The sequence below is a fragment of the Pedobacter sp. CAN_A7 genome, from assembly GCF_015752175.1.
In the GTDB taxonomy this organism is placed as follows: domain Bacteria; phylum Bacteroidota; class Bacteroidia; order Sphingobacteriales; family Sphingobacteriaceae; genus Pedobacter.
In genome coordinates, this window is the sequence record NZ_JADOUW010000001.1 from 1067414 (window position 1) to 1086326 (window position 18913).

Consider the following 18913-nt stretch of genomic DNA (forward strand, 5'->3'; position numbering starts at 1 on the left):
TTATACTTTAAGTTTGTTTCGTTGATTTAAGAAATCCCTTAAGGCCTGGTCAAGGGGAACATCGGTCGTTAACATCCGGTAAAAGATATGACGGTCCAACAGCTTCATCCGTGTAGCAGCAAGATAGGCGTTTAAGTTCTTTTGGTAATCGGCACGTGCCTGATCTTGATTAATCTCAATCGATGCCCCCGTTTCCATGTCTTCGAAATGATCATAGCCTTTATAATTGAGTTCAAGTTCATTGGGAGACATCAGGTGAAATACGATGACTTCATGCCTGGTGTTTAACGTATCGAGCAGTTTTGATAGCTCGCCATTATCCTCATATAAATCAGTGATGAATATGGCTAATTCCCGTTTTTGTGTACCGGTATATAAAGTTTTGTAATGAATGGGATTGGTAAATGTACCTCCGGCTTCCAACTGTTCTAATTGATAAAATAAACGCGACAGGTGTTGATAATCCTGCTTTGCTGCCAGGGAAAATATGCCTGATTCTTTAAAAACATATAAACCAATGGCATCGCCCTGTAAATTGCAGAGGTAGGCAAGAGAGGCTGCAAGGTACCTGGCATAATCTAATTTAGTAAAATCGCCGTCTTTATGGTTCATGGAGGCACTGCCGTCAATCAAAAAGCGTACGGAAATATTTGTTTCCACTTCAGATTCCCTGATATAATAACGATCTGAACGGGCAAACATTTTCCAGTCTAAAGACCGGAGGTCGTCGCCAGGTTGATAACTTCGGTACTGGCTAAATTCAAGTCCCGGACCTTTAACTGTACTTTTATTGATACCGCGCATGAAACCATCCACTGTCATTTTTGCCGACAGCGACAGGCTTTTGATCGCCATCAGTACTTTTGGATCCAGGAGGGTACTCATTATAAACGAAGGCTAGGCCGGGCAACTACCTTAATTAACTCGGTTGTTACATCATCCGCAGTCACCTGTTCTGCTTCTGCTTTGAAATTCATGAGTATCCGATGCCGCAGCACGGGGTAAGCCATCGTTTGTAAATCTTCCATGATCACCGCATAACGCCCATGAAACAATGCCCTGGCTTTAGCGGTTAAAATTAAAGCCTGACCGGCGCGTGGTCCAGCCCCCCACCTTACCCATTCTTTAACATATTCGTTGGTGGTGGTATCTGGCCGGGTGGCCCTGATCAGCGTACTGACGTAAGTCACCAGGTCGTCGCTAATACTGACCTCCCTGGTTAAGGCCTGTAACTGTATAATTTCATCTTTTCCAATTACCGGCTGTACTTTTTCTGCTTTGGTTCCTGTGGTTCTCGATAAGATGCTGGTTTCCTCCTCGGCACTAGGATAGCCTATTTTTACATATAATAAAAAACGATCCAACTGGGCTTCCGGCAAAGGATAGGTTCCGGCTTGCTCAATGGGGTTTTGGGTAGCTAAAATAAAAAATGGACGTTCCAGCGGATAGGTCTGGCCTGCATAAGTGACCTCAAACTCCTGCATGGCTTCCAGTAGAGCAGATTGTGTTTTTGGTGGCGTCCGGTTGATTTCATCGGCCAGGATGATATGGGCGAAAATGGGTCCTTTGTTAAACTTAAAGAATCTTTTTCCGGTCACGTGGTCCTCCTCCAGAATTTCCGTACCGATAATATCAGTAGGCATTAAATCAGGTGTGAACTGTATCCGGCGAAAGGAAAGATCCAGGGCTTGTGACATCGTTCTTACCATGAGGGTTTTTGCTAAGCCCGGCACTCCTTCTAAGAGGCAATGTCCGCCGGCCATTAATGCGACCAACATTTCTTCGATAACGACGTCCTGCCCAACAATTACCTTCTGAATTTCTTGCTTTAGCAAAGATATTTTATGAATCAGCGTTTTTAAGTTTGCTTCTGAAATTTCCAATGCCATATTTTAGGTTAAGGTTTAGCTAAAGGACTTCAATATAGGAGATAGGATTGAAATTTAAGGTGTCAAGCAAATATTATCAAAAAAATTACATGTTTTGATGTCGAAAAAACGGCTTTTATTAAAAAATGAAGCTAATTTACACCATGCAACGATCTAAATTCACCTTTGCCAGGATAAAATACAGTTCGGGAAACTGGGATACGGATCAGCGAATGCCAGCTAACCTGCTGAACTCCTTACTGGAATACACCACGATTCCGATTAACCATGAAGAAAAAATTGTGGAGTTAAGCAGTGCAGACTTATTTAAATATCCGTTCTGTTACTTAAGCGGACATAAACTGGTACAATTCAATGCACAGGAAGCCGCAAACTTCAAGAAATATGTGAATAATGGTGGATTTGTATTTGTAGACGATTGCAACCATGACATCGATGGCCTCTTTGCCAAATCCTTTGAAACGCAGATGAACAATTTATTCGGCCCACAGGCTTTGCGGAAGATTCCCAACAATCACCAGATCTACACTTCGTTCTTCAAATTTGAGAATGGACCACCTACTACGTCCTTTGAATTAAATGGCTGGGGCGATGATTTAGTGCATGATTACCTTAAAGCCATTGTGGTTAACAACCGCATTGGGGTGCTGTACAGCAATAAAGATTATGGCTGTGAATGGGATTACGACTTCCGCAACAAACGTTTTCTGGCAGAAGATAATACCAAGTTTGGTGTTAACATTATACTATATGCAATGGGGGTTAATAATTAATACAATTGATTAAATAATAGTTTAAAGGTTCCATGTGCCTGCGCACGGAATGTAATTTCTGGTCCGAAGGCATATAATTTTCCTTTTCCTACAGGCGCTACAAAGGCTGCCACCCCACCTTTAAGGTGGTTTTGCCCCCAAGCCCAACCACTTCTTAACACATCCTGCTCATCAAACCAGGCTAGTGGCGTAATTTGAGCCTTTGTGTGTTCGGTTAAGCGGAATACAGGGCTGTTGTTAAATACCACATCAACCTGTGCAGGCATACCATAATTTGCTTTTTGAAGGGTATCAACCGACATCCGTAGAATGCTTCCGGGGATATAAAACTGATCTGCTTTTACTGCTGAAAGTGCATTTTCGACCGGAAGTTTTAAATGGTAAGCTAAACTGGTGGCACTACCCACGGTAACGATGTCGCCACCCTTTTCCATAAACTCCTTCAGGTGGGCTATGGAAAGTTCGGGCGTTAAACTCCCCAACATATGGCGGTATGCAGCAGGTATCGTCTCCACCTCAGGCTCTCTATTTCTTCTTGCTCCTGCTTTAGTTCCAAAAGCTGGTATACCATCACTGATAAACAGGATCACATCATATTTCGACCGAAGATTCCCTTTATCAATATCTTGCGGATAAACCAGCTGATAAGAAAAATGGTACTGTTCCATCATCCACCTTACCCAACCTGAGGGTATAGAACCTCCATACTTATCAAACAAAGCAATTCTAATTGGTTTGACGCGCTCCATAGCTGAAGGAACTTGCTTTAGTTCATAGGCATGCGTGCCAATAGTTACTCCAGTTTTCTCCAGAATTGTTCTCCCTTTAGCAGAGACATAAAATGAGCCTGCCTTAAAATCAGCATGAGGCTTCGTTAAGCGAAACACTTCCACACCGTTTTTAAGCAAATCATTTACCGCAATAAAAGCGTTATTTACCGCTGCAGCTAAAACATAACCTGTGGCTGAGGCACTCACTTTTTGAACAGGCGGTTCCTGCAGCTGTCCATAATCAATGCGTTTAAAAGGTCCGTCGAAATCATCCAACACCCGCTCAAACTTTACGCCCATCTGAAAGGCTAAGGTCCAGCCTGCAGCATCATAAGGCCTTACCGGGGGCCCGCCCGGATATTGAAAGTCATTGGGGTGATCCTGTGGTTCAAACATGTCCATCACATGTGGCCGGAACGCCTGGTTAGTTTTCACCACATACGATCCTGAAGGATATGATTTTCCATCCACTGCAAAGGGCGCTGTAGCTTGCTGCACTAAAATGCCAGACTTGATTAATGCATTAATAAACTTTACCGCTGTCGGAAAATCAGTCTGATTGGCAGAGATCACATAACCTCTGGCATCGCGCAGGCTTTTATCTTGATAGACCTGATCATAGTAGGTTAAAGGGATTGGTCCGGAAGCAAGGGAATCTTTTTCATAAGCTTTTTGCAAGGCTGCCGTATGTTTAGGCATCGAAGTCCAGTGATCAGCACTGCCTTTCTGTATCGCATTTCTGCCCATCACATAAATATGATACAACAACTGGTCTCCCTGGCGACTGGCATAATCAAGGATACCATAATTTAAGGAGATAGAATAATCAATTGACTGCCTGAAGTTCCAGGGCTGTGGCTTGACTGGAAAAGGTGTAGCATTACTTGGAATGAGCCTTTGAGGCACCAGGGGGATGGATGACGGTGTTGGGTGACCGGTAATCTCTGTCAGAATACCGATCATGTTATGAAAATAAGGTGTGGTCCTTAAACCACCGTTCCACCAGGTAGAATATACTGAACCACTTAACCTGGTGTAACCCGGCTTTCCTTCCGCGTTTAAGCGATTAATCATTGATGCTGCCACCCCATCTATTCCGGTGATTAACAATGGATCGTACACAAAATTAAAAGGATCACGGTATGGCGGCCCTGCCACTACTGCGCCTGCTGGTGCGGTCTGGTGATGGTTATATACAATCTGTGGCATCCATTCGATGTATTGCTGACGAGAGATATTCGTGCTTTCCTTCATGTTGTTCATGTAGAAATCCCGGTTATTATCATGACCAATGTACTTCTGGTACAAGCTGGGAATGTTCATGTTACGCTTTTTCACATCTTTCTCCATCATGTACCAGTCTGACATTAACTCTTGTCCGTCTGGATTCACCTGCGACAATAATATAATCACATCATCTAAAATCCGGGTAGTTTCCTGATCAGTACTATTCAACAAGCGGTAATACAATTCGATTAGTTGTTGGGTGGCCACAGTTTCATTGGCATGCAAACCACCATCAATCCACACCACAGCTTTCCCTTCGCGGGCAAGCGAAGTAGCTTGTGCGTCGGTCAGGTCTTCTGCCCTGGCCAGTTTTTGAGAAATTTCTTTATAACGTGCTAATTTTTTAAGGTTGGCAGGCGATGAAATAATCATCATGTACTGATTACGCCCCTCCTCTGTCTTGCCGATGTCCTGCAGCACTACACGGTCCGAAACTTTGGCTAATTTTTTAAAATACGCTTCTGCCTGCGTATAATTAGCCAGACTATAGTCGTCTCCAATGTTAAATCCAAAGTGTTCTTTAGGACTTGGCATCAACTGTGCACAGACGGTTTGCAGGCCAAGCAACCCAAAAACCATAACAGCAAAAATTCTTTTCCTTAGACTCATCATCTTTAATTTGGAACAAGATAAATATTACGTCTAATTTTTACTGTCTGGGCGCTAAAATAAAATTAAAATATACAGGAACGTGATCAGAAACCTTCCTCGCTAACTTTAAAGTTTCAAATGCTTTATAGAAATGCAAAATACCCGCACTTTGAAGCTTAACATATTTAGAATTGAAGTAAAAGTTGTCAAATTCAGAAGCTAAACAGTCATTTTCGATACACACTTGACGCAAAGAAGTCTTTTGAGCCACTAATGCAGACTCGAAACCCATCTTTTTTAAGGGGTTGAACACAGAATGAGATTGAGGTAAGTTAAAATCACCACAAAAAACAAGATTATCCTGTGGATATAAATTAGGGAAAAACTTCAAATACTTGATCTCAGTTTCAGGTTGTTTAGCTTTAGGGATGGCATGGTAATTAACCAGCGTGAATACAGATTTTTGTACTTTAAACCTGGCCAGGAAGGGTTCCCTGTCAATGGTAGCCGCATACTTTTTATCTAACCAGGCATCGCCAATGATTTTTAGCTTCTTGGTTTTCCAGATAAAAGCATAACGTTCTGAAGAATAAGCCGTACCCGAAGTAGGCATACTTACCGTATAACTCCAGGCCTGGCCTGTACGATTTAATTGGTCAACCAATCGTGCAACAGCCTGCGGCCCCGCCGGCCCCGGTACCACCTCCTGCAGTGCAATTAAATCAAAAGTTTTCAAAGTGGTGGCCATAACTTTTATGGTTTCCTCGCTTTTGGAACGTCCAAAATCTTTGAGGTTCCAGGAACAGACTGTTATATATTGTGCGTAACAGGAAACATGGCAAAATAGGAATAAGAGCAGCAGGTATTTTTTAAACATCGGGATCGGATCGGTAAAAGAACCCCAAATCTAACAGAATGATTTGGATAAAACAGCCTCAAATAATTTTAGCTATTCCGGCTGCAGGGGATTGGAATAGTTAAATTCAGGCTTCTGGTGTGTATTCTCTAATACCTGTAATTGCGCACTAAAGAACGTTCGTAATATTTCAGGTTGAATAATTTTCACATTGCCCATCCATTGAAAGATCCAACCAATCAGTTCCCGGTTTATGCCACAAGTTAAAGTTAACTGCCAGTTGCCATGAGGTAATTCTACAAATTGTTGAGAATGATGCCAAAACACATTCCGCAGGAATTTAGCTGTAGTTGATGCCACTTCAAGAATCACCTGGTACACTTGTTCATCAATATTTTGAGTGACACCAAATCGATTCTTTAAGTTATTTTCTACAACCTTCAACGCACTTTTAACCGGAAAAAGATTATTGGTTAATTTATATTGTTCAATTTGATAGGAATCCAATACCACACATTGTTGGGTGGCGTCAATAAGTCCTGCAACGAAGAAGCTTCCCCGATGGTAAATCAGTTTAATCGGGTTAAAAATAAAAGGAAATTTTAGTGATTTGTATAGTGAAACTGAATCGCCCAGGTAACTGATAACCTCTATACTACGGCGATTTGAAGTGGCCCACAATATTTCGTCCAATGTTCCATGAAAATTTTCTGCGTATGGAAATTCGTTAAAATTAGAACTGGTGATGCTATTGCCAATCCAGCTGGCATTATTTTCTAACTTACTGTTATTAAGGTTATTGGAAATCAGGGTTTGAAGCTTTTGGAGAGACTCCTCTCTTCCCCTGGTTAAACCGATGGGCATGGTGATCCGGCTTATTAAGTATGTATTAATGTCATAATTGGTTATGGGATCTGCCTCTATATGTTTGTTAATAAGCCAAACTTTTCTGTTGAATTCCAGACTCCGTTGTTCCAGGCGCTCTTCTCCCCTTAAAAAGTAGGTACTTACATCGGCAAGATCCCTGTAAATCTGCCTGCTACTAATCTTAACGCCAAGCTCCATTAGATTAGCCTGTATAGATTCCATCGTTTGTGGGGCGGTATTCAACGACAAATAAATGTACTTTAACCTGTCTAACTGCTTCATCTTTGACATTTAATGGCAAAGTACAAAAAACAAAACACAACTTTAAAGAAATTATTAGGTAATTTTATAAAGAAAAGCAGAATTTTTTTATTTAAAAATACACTTAATGAATGGACAAGAAACCCTCATTAAGCGCTCTCTCAAGCGGCGTGGTGCAAACCGTTACTCAACGTAACGGTTTGTTCATTGCATTATACGCCAAAAGCACATCAGCAATTTACGCAGATCTTTCTCCTACCTTCTTACAGCGCTGGTCATAAGTAATAATGTAATCTCCTTTTTTTAAGCAAAAGGTGGAGCCACATGCGTTTGTAAATTGCCCTTGAGATGCACCCATTTCTGCCAACTTTCTACTCTTTGCATCATAGGTGACATAATAATTTCCCCGCTCCACTACAAAAAAACCAGATGCAATTCCCCGCAAAGCGCCGTTGGCTTTACCTAACTCTGAAATTTTCTTGCCTTTAACATCGTAAACCTGATAATAACTACCTCGTAATTGTACTTCTGAAATTTCCATATTTTTAGCTGTTAAATGAGCCTACTCTATACAGTTTTCGGCTTCCCTGTTATCCATAAACAAATAAAACACGTTTTCAAAATTGCGCTTCAATACTTTAAAGATAGTATAAAGCAGTCACATGTAATTATTTAAATTTAAGATATTACAAAATATGTTTTTGAGATATTTATTCACAATGATATTAACAATCAATTAAATCTACTGGGTTACCCAAATAATATAAAAGCTACAATTAACGTAATTACAATGTTAAATCCCTGAGCAATCAAAAAGGCATACAGTGGCTTTTTCGTTTCTTTATTAAATAATTCAGAAAATCGGGTTTCTAAACCGATGCTGGTGAACGCCAAGGCAAACCACAATCCCTGTAAGCTTTTCAGGCTTCCTTTCACATCGGCAGTTACCTGAGGAGATAACACAAATGAAAATAATAGGGATGCACCTACAAACCCTAAAACAAACTTCGGAAAGCGCTCCCAGATAATGCGCAATGTAGGTTTGCTTTGCTCATCCTTAGCCAATGGATTTTTAGTATAAGTCCAGTAAACTGAAATGGCGAATGCAGCCACCCCCAAAAGCACATTTTGCGAGAACTTAACAATGGTACTCACTTGCAGGGCTGTTTCGCCGACCAACGTTCCTGAAGCGACCACCGCACCTGTAGTATCGATACTGCCGCCCAGCCAGGCACCAGTTACTTCCTGTGGGAAATTAAAATATTGCGCGATATAGGGCATGATAATCATCATCGGAATTGCCGTTATCAGCACCATGGAAATCACTGACGATAGTTTCTTTGGGTCGCCTTTTATTGCGCCTGAGGTAGCAATGGCAGCTGACACGCCGCAAATAGAGACGGCACTGGAAATCATCATCGTTAATTCGTCATCAATCTTGAATTTCCGGCACAACCAAAAAGCAAAATACCATACAGAAAGCACCACTACCAGCGCTTGCAATAAACCCAGTGATCCAGCTTTCAGAATATCGGAAAAGATAATCCCGGTACCCAATAATACCAGTCCAATCTTAACATACACCTCCGTGGCTAAAGCTTCCCTGAACCAAACAGGCAATTTAAACAGGTTGCCTAGGAGTAAGCCGAGTGACAAACTAAATATAACGGCTTCCAGATTCAGGTTTTTAATGTTGGCATTGCCTGCCATCATCAAAGCTACCAGGGTAATGGTATAGACCACCGGAAAAACAACTAAAAAATACTTTAAAGGTTTGCCGGTTAATAAGGCCGCTAAACCAGCAACCACAAATACCAGCATAAACTGTAAACCAATGGCACCCAGATTGCTTAGGGTAAATATTTCCGTACTGAAGTCGGCCATATGGCGCCAGTTAAATCCGGGAACAGGAATGATGAATCCAATGACTGCAAGTAGAATGATAAAAGCGCCAAGAAGGACGACTACCCAGTCCTCGTGTAAAATGAGGTTATTTTTAGATGATGACATCCACAAATAAAGGATTATTATTTTAATTAATAGGCTAAACCAGTGGTGTTACCTTTAAATTAAAAATATCCTTTAATGCCGCTTTGGCTGCATGGTAGCCACACATTCCGTGAACGCCCCCTCCCGGGGGGGTGGATGAGGAGCACAAATACATACCTTTCCCATCCATACGGTAAGGAGAAATACTCAGCACCGGCCGGGAGAACAATTGCCTGATGTCAAGCACGCCACCATTAATATCTCCCCCAATGTAGTTAGGATTGTAGGCTTCCATTTGGGCAGCATTAAAAGTATGTTTTGCAAGAATACAATCTTTAAAACCAGGCGCAAATCGTTCTACCTGTTGCTCGATATGGGAAGTCATATCCTGGGTATGGCCATGTGGCACATGACAATAAGCCCACGCCGTATGTTTGCCTGTTGGCGCACGACTCGGGTCGGCCAGACTTTGTTGCGCCAGCAACACAAAGGGTTTTTCGGTAACACGCCCACTTGCAGCGGCCTGCTCCCCTGCTGCAATTTCTTCCAATGTGTTACCCAAATGTACCGTACCTGCCTTTCTTGCTTGTTGAGCAGTGAAAGGAATGGCGGCTGTTAATGCCCAGTCAATTTTAAACACACCCATGCCATAACGGTAGTTCTCCAGTTTTCTGCGGTAAGCAATTGAAAAGGCAGTATCTTCCAGGGCCAATAATTGCCTTGGTGTTAAGTCAAATAATACAGCATGCGCACTTGGTAATTGTTTGATGGAGGTGATAAAACATCCGGTTTGAATTTTACCGCCCAGGGCAGTAAAATGTGCCGCTAAAGCATTGGCGATTTGTTGGGAACCACCTTTAGCAATGGGCCAGTTACCCACATGACCACAGGCCAGAAGTACCATGCCGATGGCCGATGTCATCAGGTTCGATAAGGGTAACATCGAATGCGCGGCCATACCGGCCCATAAAGCCCGTGCTGCCGGGGTATCAAACTTCTTTGCCGTAGACAGCGCGGAGCTCAATCCTTTGATTCCGAAACGAGCAAGGGAAACCGGGTGTGAGGGTATCTTTAACTGCTGACTGAGTACATCGGCTGCTAATTTTGGCCAATCCTTAACCAGGGTTTGCATTAAATGGAGGTAAGCTTGTTCATCGCGACCCAACAAAGCCGCCGTTTGTGTTACGGTGCCAGTGAGTAGTGCAGCAGAACCATCATCCAAAGGGTGAGCAGCATTGATCTCTGGATAAACAAATTCTAGTCCATATGCTGCTAAATTCAAAGATTTAAAAAAAGGGGAACTATTCACCATTGGGTGAATGGCCGAACAAATGTCATGTAAAAAACCTGGATGTGTGAGTTCTGCCGACCGTAAGCCACCACCAATCTGATCCTTTCCTTCTATCAATAATACTGATAAACCTTGCTGTTGCAGGGTAATGGCAGCCGCCAAACCATTTGGTCCGGAACCTACAACTACTGCATCATAGTCTTTTTGTTCCAACACTATACTGTCCAGGTACCAAAAGCGCCACTGTTGTAATCATCATAGGCCTGGTGAATTTCATCCATTGTATTCATTACAAAAGGGCCATGGGCTAAAATAGGTTCCTCAAAGGGTTTCGCATGCCCCAATAGAATCAAACTATCTTCCTGAGCCTCCACCTGCAATAACTTACCCTCTAATGCAAACTCCACCAATTCTCTCATCAAAGCCATTTGACCATTAACTTTCACGGCTCCCTTTACTACATAAAAGAATATATTATGGTCTGCCGCAATTGCCGTTTTATAAACAGCGCCTTTTTTAATAAATACAGTTGCTAAAGCGATATCCACCAATGGCTTAAAAGCACCTTCAGTGCCACTCCAATTCCCAGAAACGGCGGTTAGCTGAACTTCACCCTCTTCAAGGTCTATGGTTGGAATTTCGTTTTTTTGTTTACCCTGGTAAACAGGCTCCACCATTTTATACTTTGCAGGTAAATTAACCCACAGCTGAAGAATTTCCAGTTGCCCTCCGTGTTTCATGAAATCAGCCGAAGATACTTCGGCATGAATTAAACCACGTCCGGCAGTCATCCATTGTACACCACCGGCTTCAATGATACTGGAAGCGCCACTGTTATCCTTATGCGCCAGATCACCAGAAAGAATAAAGGTCACGGTTTCAAATCCGCGATGCGGATGTGGTCCGAAAGGTAAACCCCGATTATTCTCTGGATACACCTGAAATCCATGATGGTTTAAAAACAAAAATGGGTCAATCTGTTTAATAACCTGGTTAGGTAATGCCCTATAGGTAATCAAGTCGCCTATAGGTGCATTTACTGCCTGATGTTTATATTTTACCGTTCTCATGATCGATTAATTTTAACTTAGGGCCACTTTATTGTCTAAGGTCATGCTATAATTTCTTAAATTCCCCATCAGCTTTAATCTTCACCTCATCACTTAACATGGGTGGGGCAAACTTCTCTCCAATACCAAAATCCGATCTTTTAATCGTACCAGTTAATTGAAAACCTGCAGTCGGCGTTTTAGATTGTGGATTTACAATCGTCCCTCTGTACCACAAATCCATGCTCACCGGTTTAGTTACCCCATGAAGGGTAAGGTTCCCTGTTAACTTATATTTGTTATCCCCCGATTTAACAATGCCCGTACTTTTATAAGTCATGGTTGGAAATTTCTCCACATCAAAGAAATCTGCACTTCTTAAATGTTTGTCGCGCATCTCCACTTCGGTATCGATGGAAGATACATCTGCAGTGAGCTCAAAAACAGCATCACTAAAATCTGCTGCGCTTCCTGTAGCGGTTGCATCAAACTTCTTGAACAAACCATCTACATCAGAGATACCTAAATGGGTGGTGCTAAAACTCAACTGGCTGTGCATCGGATCAGATTTCCAGCTGCTTGTTTGTGCATACAGACCGGTACTGACCAGACTGATCATCAATAAGGAAAACAATTTTTTCATAATAATCTTTTTATTTAAAGTTAAACAATTCAAGACTGAAATGGTTTCTATTGCGTAAAGTTATATCTCTAAAAAACCTGCAATCGAAATTCTACGCATAGCAAAATCCCGATGACCAAAACAACAAATAAACAATCTTTTGAACAAGTAGTAGTTGTAGGCACATCTGCCGGTGGCCAAGAAGCGCTCGTTGCCCTCATTAAGCAGCTGCCTGCAGATTTCCCCGCTCCTATTTTAATGGTCATGCATCTATCAGCTGATGCCAATGCGCAATTTATAATGGATGTCATTCAGAAAAGCAGCCAGCTTTCCTGTAAAATGGCGGAGGACAAAGAATTATTGCGTCCGGCACAGGTTTATCTTGCGCCGTCTGATCACCATTTGATGATTGGCAAAAACGGTGAAATCCTGGTGACCAAAGGTGCCCAGGAAAATCGCTCACGTCCAGGTATTGATCCTTTATTCCGTTCTGCCGCGGTGGCCTACAGAAACCGGGTGATTGGCATTGTGCTCACCGGGTACCTCGACGATGGCACAGCTGGTTTATTAGCTATTCAACGTTGTGGCGGCATTTGCATCGTACAGAATCCTGACGAGGCCAGTTATCCTGATATGCCTAGAAATGCACTTAACCAGATAGACGTAGATTATTGCCTAAATATCATAGAAATGGGCAGTATCCTGGCACAACTCATGAACAGGAAACTTCCTAAGGAAGCCAATGTACCGGAAGATATTTTCAGGGAGGCGACAATTGCCGAACGCGTGCTTAGTGACCTTCCTTCTGTCAATTCGCTTGGCGACCAGGTGCCTTTTAATTGCCCGGGTTGTGGAGGTGTATTATGGAAAATTGGGAAAGGACCAATGTTACGCTACCGATGCCATACCGGCCATGCTTACACAGCCCAGGTATTGCTGGCAGAGCAGACCAGTAAAATTGAAGAAACCATGTGGATTGCCCTGCGCATGTTTGAAGAGAGAAGAAATTTACTGGTGACCATGGCTAAAGATAAAACCGGCACTTCTGCCAAAGTAGCTACAGAAAGGGCAAATCACTCCCAGGTGCATATTGACCGCATCAGGGCTATTTTACTTTCCGATAATCCTGGCGAAGACGAAAGCCTTGCCGACTAAACTTATTTTTTCTTGATGTAGATATGTTTAATATGTGGTTTTCCAGTATCGCGTTCGTCGATTTCAAACCTATTCATGCTTTTTAAAAGCGGGAGCAGTTTTGAAAAACCATAGTTTCTCGGATCGAAATCGGGCTTCTTTTTTAACATCAGGTTGCCAAGTTCACCTAAAAATGCCCAGCCATTTTCATCAGCAAGGTCGGTAATGCTATCGCTAAACAACCTGATGATCTTCGGATCAATCTTATTCAGCGGCTTCTTAACCTGTTTTACCCGGCTTTTAGAGGCCTTCTGGTTACCACTTTCTTCCTCATTCTCCACTTCCAGATTAAGGATCTCCATGTAAATAAATTTATCACAGGCCGTAATAAAAGGGAGCAATGTTTTCTTTTCGCCTATACCAATCACTTTCATTCCGGCTTCACGTAAACGAGTAGCCAGGCGCGTAAAATCACTGTCGCTTGACACTATGCAAAAGCCGTCTACCTTGCCCGTGTATAAAATATCCATCGCATCGATGATCAAGGCACTGTCTGTGGCATTTTTACCGGTCGAATAACTGTACTGCTGTATCGGGGTAATGGCATTTTCTAACAGCACTTTCTTCCATCCGGAAACGGTAGGTTTGGTCCAGTCGGCATAAATTCTTTTAAAAGTCGGCGTACCGTAAGTGGCAATCTCCTCAAACATCTCCTTTACATTCGCATAAGGCACATTGTCTGCATCTATTAATACAGCCAATTTTAAATCTTTTGTCGTGTCCATCTTCATTCGTCAAACGTAAAACAGCTACCTGTTTTGTAAAACAAAGATACGGCATTTGATTTAAAACGAAATAGCGCAAACCATTCCAGGGCATTACTGTTTAATGTTCGATTAACAGCGCTACTTTAAATTAATCTAACCTTATTACATGAACATATTAATTGTATTAACCTCACATGCAGAACTAGGCAACACCGGCGAAAAAACCGGCTTCTGGGTGGAAGAATTTGCTGCACCTTATTATGTCCTGGCTGATGCAGGTGCAACAATAACGCTGGCATCTCCAAAAGGTGGACAGCCGCCAATTGACCCTAAAAGTGAAGCACCTGATGCACAGACCCCTGCTACGGAACGATTTGATATGGACCAGGAATTAAAAGATAAACTTTCGCAAACGCTGATTTTAAGTGACCTGAAAGCGGAAGATTTCGATGCTGTATTTTACCCGGGTGGTCATGGACCGCTATGGGATTTAGCGAACGACAGCCATTCCATCCAGCTGATTGAAAACTTTATTAAACAGGAAAAACCTGTAGCACTGGTTTGTCATGCCCCCGCGGCCCTGGTTAAGGTGAAAGCCGCAGATGGAGATCCCCTAGTTCAGGGTAAACTGGTTACCGGATTTTCAAACAGTGAAGAGGCAGCGGTAGAACTTACGGATGTTGTGCCTTTTTTACTGGAAGATGAATTAAAAAAACTCGGTGGTTTGTACAGCAAAGGAGCTGATTGGAGCTCTTATGTGATCAAAGATGGCTTTTTAATTACAGGCCAGAATCCAGGTTCATCAGAAGAGGCCGCCCGCGAACTGCTGGAAGCCCTTGAAAAATAATTATAAAAATATACCCCTATGTTAAACAGCCCAGGACCTTGCTGACTTCCATGTTTAGCAAGGTCTGTCAAAGGGTTCCTCATGATGCCATCGGCAGTCATTCGTTCCCACAACCAACTCCGCTAACTAGCGTTAATCAAAAACCAAATAGGTACGCTATAAAAATACTGCTCGTTTTTGTTGTAACTTTTTTAGATCTTTAGATTGAATACCTTGAGTCAGCCATTAAAAATGCTAAATTACGGGTTCCTAACACAAACTAAAACGTTTTACACATGAACGAATTCCAAATCAAAAAGTCAGATACCGAGTATGATGCTATCATTGTCGGATCAGGTGCAGGAGGCGGTATGGCCGGGTACGTCCTGGCCCATGCAGGGCAAAAGGTATTAATGCTTGAAGCAGGTGCTTATTTTGATCCCCGTTTGGATGCGCAACAATTGAAATGGCCATGGGAATCACCACGGCGTGGTGCCGGTACGGTGCGCCCATTCGGTGATTTCGATGCCTCTTATGGCGGCTGGGAACTGGATGGAGAACCCTACACTCAAAAGGACAAAACTGAATTTGCCTGGTTCCGCTCACGCATGCTGGGCGGCCGAACCAACCACTGGGGCAGAATATCGCTTAGGATGGGGCCTGATGACTTTAAATGTAAGGATGGATTGACAGATGACTGGCCAATCACCTATGACGATGTTAAACCATTTTATGATAAGGTTGATCGCCTGATCGGTATCTATGGAACCGCAGAAGGCATACCCAACGAACCCGACGGCATATTTATGGCGCCGCCAAAACCCCGCCTTAACGAGCTGTTTATTACCAAAGCGGCCAGAAAAGCAGGTGTTACCGTAATCCCTGGCCGTGGTTCGGTATTAACAGAGGCTTTACCTAATAATAAAGACCGGGCACCTTGTTTTTATTGTGGCCAATGTGGCCGTGCATGTAAGGTTTATGCCGATTTCTCCTCTTCTTCCTGCCTGGTGATTCCGGCAGAAAAAACAGGAAACCTTACCGTAATCACGAACGCCATGGTGCGTGAAGTGCTTACTGATAAAGCAGGCCTGGCTACCGGTGTATCTTATGTGGATAAAAACACCATGGAAGAACACCAGGTGAAGGGAAAGATTGTAATTCTTGGCGCCAGCGCCTGTGAATCTGCACGTTTGTTACTTAACTCAAAATCTTCAGCACACCCTAACGGACTGGCCAACAATAGCAATGTAGTTGGTAAATATTTACATGACTCTACTGGAGCCAGTGTAGGTGGCTTTCTACCGGAACTTTTAGACCGCAAGCGTTATAATGAAGATGGTGTAGGTTCTGTGCATATCTACTCTCCATGGTGGCTTGATAATAAAAAACTAGACTTCCCAAGAGGTTACCATATTGAATATGGTGGCGGAATGGGCATGCCGAGTTACGGGTTCGGTGCTGGTATACAAAACAGAAATGGGCTGGTTCCTGGCAGAGATGGCAAAATGAAAGAAGCCGGAGGTTATGGTGCAGGCTTAAAAGATGATTACCGCCGCTTTTATGGCAGTAACATTGGTATGGCTGGTCGTGGTACCGCCATTGCCAGAGAATCTAACTACTGTGAAATTGATCCCAATGTGGTGGATAAATATGGTATTCCAGTGTTGCGTTTCCATTACAAATGGGCAAATGAAGAAATAAAACAAGCTAAACATATGCAGGATACCTTCCAGGAGATCTTCCAAGCGATGGGTGGAATTGTTACCTCTACTATTCATGGTCCGGAAAACAACTACGGCCTTGAAGCTCCGGGAAAGATTATCCACGAAGTAGGAACCATTAGAATGGGCGACAACCCTAAGACGTCGGCCCTGAACAAATGGTGCCAGGCCCATGATTGTGCCAACCTGTTTGTGGTTGATGCCGCTCCTTTTGTACAGCAGGGCGATAAAAACGCCACATGGACCATATTGGCTTTAGCCTGGCGTACAGCTGAGTATATTTTAGCGCAAAAGAAAAAACTGAACCTGAGTTAATAATAAACGACTTGACATGAACAGAAGAGACTCACTAAAGGCCTTAGGCTTAACCGCTTTAAGCACAGGGGTATTGTTGCAGGCTTGTAAACCAGATGCTGCAAAAGACCAATCAGAAATAGCCGCAAAGGACTCCAAACAACCCGGACGCGAGGCTTTTGAGGTGGAACGTGATAAGGCCTTAAACGCAGCTAAATTTTTTGATGACCATGAAATGGCCACCATCACCATATTGGCGGATATCATTATTCCTAAAGATGGAAAATCCGGCAGTGCTTCGGATGCCAAAGTACCCGATTTCATTGAGTTTATTGTGAAAGATATGCCTGGCCACCAGACCCCCATGCGTGGCGGATTGAAATGGCTGGATATTCAATGTTTATCGCGCTACGGGAAGACGTTTAAAGACGCTTCAGCAGAACAACGTATCGATATGGTTGATGATATCGCCTACCCGAATAAAGTAAAACCTGGGATGGCACAGGGCGTTGCCTTTTTTAATAAAATGCGCGACTTGACTGCTTCCGGATTTTTTACCAGTGAAATAGGCGTGAAAGATATGGAATACCTGGGAAACACTCCCAACCAATGGCGTGGTGTGCCGGATGATGTACTTAAACAGTACGGCTTCGAAAAAACAGCAAAGCTGTAGAAAGCGTCAAAATTTAAATCTAAAAGGGCCCTTGATCATGACGATGATCAAGGGCCCTTTTTCGTTTACAATCATTTTAGGTTTATCGATTAGACAAAAGAAGTTCCATTAAACTGTAGCTGCCAGGTATATGACCCTCAATAAGGGGTTAAATCGGGGTTAGAAGGGTGCTTAAAGGGCTGTAGCCGTCTTAAGGCCCTTCAAAGGCCCTTCCAACCCCCTTCTAAGGCCCTTATACCTAGGGTCTGCTGTTGAAAATTAAAATCTATGTCCTATACTAGAATACGTTTACATAAAAGTTTGTTACGACTACTTGTTTACATTGATTTTTTTGTTCCTAAATGATGTTTACATTACTTAAAAAGGACCTATTAAATTTCCTGGCTTTGCTTTACAAAAAGTTACTAGGAATTAATTAAGGCATTTGCGCGTCTAAAGCAATAGCTTCCTGCAGGTGCGTCCTTAAAGCAGGCAACTTCACAGCAGCAAAAGCCCTAAGCTCAAGATCAGGCACACCGTTCGCTTTTGAAGCCGTTTCAAAAAGGTCTACCGCTTCCTGATGTGAAACCACCATCTTTTTGGCAAATAACGCGTCAAATGCAGCGCCTGTAGCACTGTTGAGGCTATCGAGGTTAGCAAGTTCTTTAGGCTGCAAGTTGATTGGCACAGACCAGCCTTTATGACTAGCCAGCGCCACCATTTCGGCACCCACAGTAGTGTGGTCATTCACCATGTGTTGCCCATAGGCCTTGACATCTGCACTTACGCCTTTAATTATGGCCAGGTTACCAGCGGCAATTTCAAAGGTATTGCTGCTCGATGCCCGATCGATAAAGTCCTGATTGCTTAATCGAAAATCATTATCTCTTTCCTTCTTGCAGGAGGAGACCGTTAAAGCCGTGCTAAATAGCAGCAAAATGGCTGTTAAAATTTTAATATTTTTCATAAGGATGCGAATAAATAATTTTAATAACATTACTTTATTAATCAACCCTTGCTGAGGCGATATGTTCGGGGTACTATTACCCGATTTCCCTGTTATAAACATCAATTTTAATTCAGTAGAAATACCCGGTTTTAGAACCTGAAATATAACCATTACAGGCAATCATGTAAACTGCAGGTCAGAAATTATGGTAATTATGGGCATATATGAATTGTCAAATTATCTTAGGAAGAATTGTCATAAAAAAAGAGAGCGGGCTTTTTCAAAAACCATATGTAAAAGCTATTGTTTTTTAAGCAAATGCATT

General features: G+C 42.7%; 17 protein-coding genes. 5 read left to right on the forward strand and 12 right to left on the reverse strand.

Features of this window, described 5'->3' with window-relative positions:
* Positions 1 to 885 carry a DUF58 domain-containing protein gene (locus IWX76_RS04810; protein ID WP_334641233.1) on the reverse strand — a complete coding sequence of 295 codons (885 nt, stop codon included), beginning with the start codon at positions 883 to 885 and terminating at the stop codon, positions 1 to 3.
* Positions 885 to 1889 carry an AAA family ATPase gene (locus tag IWX76_RS04815; protein ID WP_196858728.1) on the reverse strand — a complete coding sequence of 335 codons (1005 nt, stop codon included), beginning with the start codon at positions 1887 to 1889 and terminating at the stop codon, positions 885 to 887. Before IWX76_RS04815 ends, IWX76_RS04810 begins: the two co-directional genes overlap by 1 nt.
* A 125-nt stretch (positions 1890 to 2014) precedes the next feature.
* Here IWX76_RS04815 and IWX76_RS04820 point away from each other — a divergent pair, with 125 nt between their 5' ends.
* On the forward strand, positions 2015 to 2662 hold the full coding sequence (locus IWX76_RS04820; RefSeq protein WP_334641234.1) for a DUF4159 domain-containing protein: 648 nt from the start codon (positions 2015 to 2017) through the stop codon (positions 2660 to 2662).
* Here the strand turns inward: IWX76_RS04820 and IWX76_RS04825 are convergent.
* From IWX76_RS04825 to IWX76_RS04860, 8 genes are all read right to left on the reverse strand, one after another.
* A complete protein-coding gene (locus IWX76_RS04825) occupies positions 2659 to 5331 on the reverse strand; it encodes a M14 family metallopeptidase (protein WP_196858729.1) in 2673 nt (890 codons plus the stop codon). The two genes, IWX76_RS04820 and IWX76_RS04825, sit on opposite strands and share 4 nt — an antisense overlap.
* Positions 5332 to 5368: 37 nt before the next feature.
* A complete protein-coding gene (locus IWX76_RS04830) occupies positions 5369 to 6187 on the reverse strand; it encodes an endonuclease/exonuclease/phosphatase family protein (RefSeq protein WP_196858730.1) in 819 nt (272 codons plus the stop codon).
* A 72-nt stretch (positions 6188 to 6259) separates the two neighbouring features.
* A complete protein-coding gene (locus tag IWX76_RS04835) occupies positions 6260 to 7315 on the reverse strand; it encodes a helix-turn-helix transcriptional regulator (RefSeq protein ID WP_196858731.1) in 1056 nt (351 codons plus the stop codon).
* Positions 7316 to 7532: 217 nt separating this feature from the next.
* Positions 7533 to 7835, reverse strand: a complete 303-nt coding sequence (locus IWX76_RS04840; RefSeq protein WP_196858732.1) for a hypothetical protein — start codon at positions 7833 to 7835, stop codon at positions 7533 to 7535.
* A 209-nt stretch (positions 7836 to 8044) separates the two neighbouring features.
* Complete coding sequence (locus IWX76_RS04845) at positions 8045 to 9304, reverse strand: YeiH family protein (RefSeq protein WP_196858733.1); 1260 nt, start codon at positions 9302 to 9304, stop codon at positions 8045 to 8047.
* Between the two features lie 34 nt (positions 9305 to 9338).
* Complete coding sequence (locus IWX76_RS04850; RefSeq protein WP_196858734.1) at positions 9339 to 10787, reverse strand: phytoene desaturase family protein; 1449 nt, start codon at positions 10785 to 10787, stop codon at positions 9339 to 9341.
* A gap of 2 nt (positions 10788 to 10789) precedes the next feature.
* Entirely contained in the window at positions 10790 to 11644 is an 855-nt protein-coding gene (locus IWX76_RS04855) for a pirin family protein (protein WP_196858735.1), read from the reverse strand.
* A 46-nt stretch (positions 11645 to 11690) separates the two neighbouring features.
* The gene (locus IWX76_RS04860) at positions 11691 to 12266 is read right to left on the reverse strand and encodes a YceI family protein (RefSeq protein WP_196858736.1); all 576 of its coding nucleotides are present in this window, start codon (positions 12264 to 12266) and stop codon (positions 11691 to 11693) included.
* A gap of 111 nt (positions 12267 to 12377) precedes the next feature.
* On the opposite strand from IWX76_RS04860, the gene IWX76_RS04865 reads away from it, so the two are divergent.
* Positions 12378 to 13400 carry a chemotaxis protein CheB gene (locus IWX76_RS04865; RefSeq protein WP_196858737.1) on the forward strand — a complete coding sequence of 341 codons (1023 nt, stop codon included), beginning with the start codon at positions 12378 to 12380 and terminating at the stop codon, positions 13398 to 13400.
* Positions 13401 to 13402: 2 nt separating this feature from the next.
* Here the strand turns inward: IWX76_RS04865 and IWX76_RS04870 are convergent, their stop codons facing one another.
* Entirely contained in the window at positions 13403 to 14164 is a 762-nt protein-coding gene (locus tag IWX76_RS04870) for an NYN domain-containing protein (RefSeq protein WP_196858738.1), read from the reverse strand.
* Between the two features lie 148 nt (positions 14165 to 14312).
* Between IWX76_RS04870 and IWX76_RS04875 the strand changes: the two genes are divergently transcribed.
* From IWX76_RS04875 to IWX76_RS04885, 3 genes are all read left to right on the forward strand, one after another.
* Positions 14313 to 14993 (forward strand): type 1 glutamine amidotransferase domain-containing protein, encoded by a 681-nt coding sequence (locus IWX76_RS04875; RefSeq protein WP_196858739.1) that lies wholly within the window; start codon positions 14313 to 14315, stop codon positions 14991 to 14993.
* A gap of 275 nt (positions 14994 to 15268) precedes the next feature.
* Positions 15269 to 17008 carry a GMC family oxidoreductase gene (locus IWX76_RS04880; protein ID WP_196858740.1) on the forward strand — a complete coding sequence of 580 codons (1740 nt, stop codon included), beginning with the start codon at positions 15269 to 15271 and terminating at the stop codon, positions 17006 to 17008.
* A 16-nt stretch (positions 17009 to 17024) separates the two neighbouring features.
* Positions 17025 to 17660, forward strand: a complete 636-nt coding sequence (locus IWX76_RS04885; protein ID WP_196858741.1) for a gluconate 2-dehydrogenase subunit 3 family protein — start codon at positions 17025 to 17027, stop codon at positions 17658 to 17660.
* A 415-nt stretch (positions 17661 to 18075) separates the two neighbouring features.
* On the opposite strand, the gene IWX76_RS04890 is transcribed toward IWX76_RS04885, so the two are convergent.
* Positions 18076 to 18606: a DUF4142 domain-containing protein gene (locus IWX76_RS04890; protein ID WP_196858742.1), complete on the reverse strand. Its 531-nt coding sequence runs from the start codon at positions 18604 to 18606 to the stop codon at positions 18076 to 18078.
* Positions 18607 to 18913 lie beyond the last annotated feature (307 nt).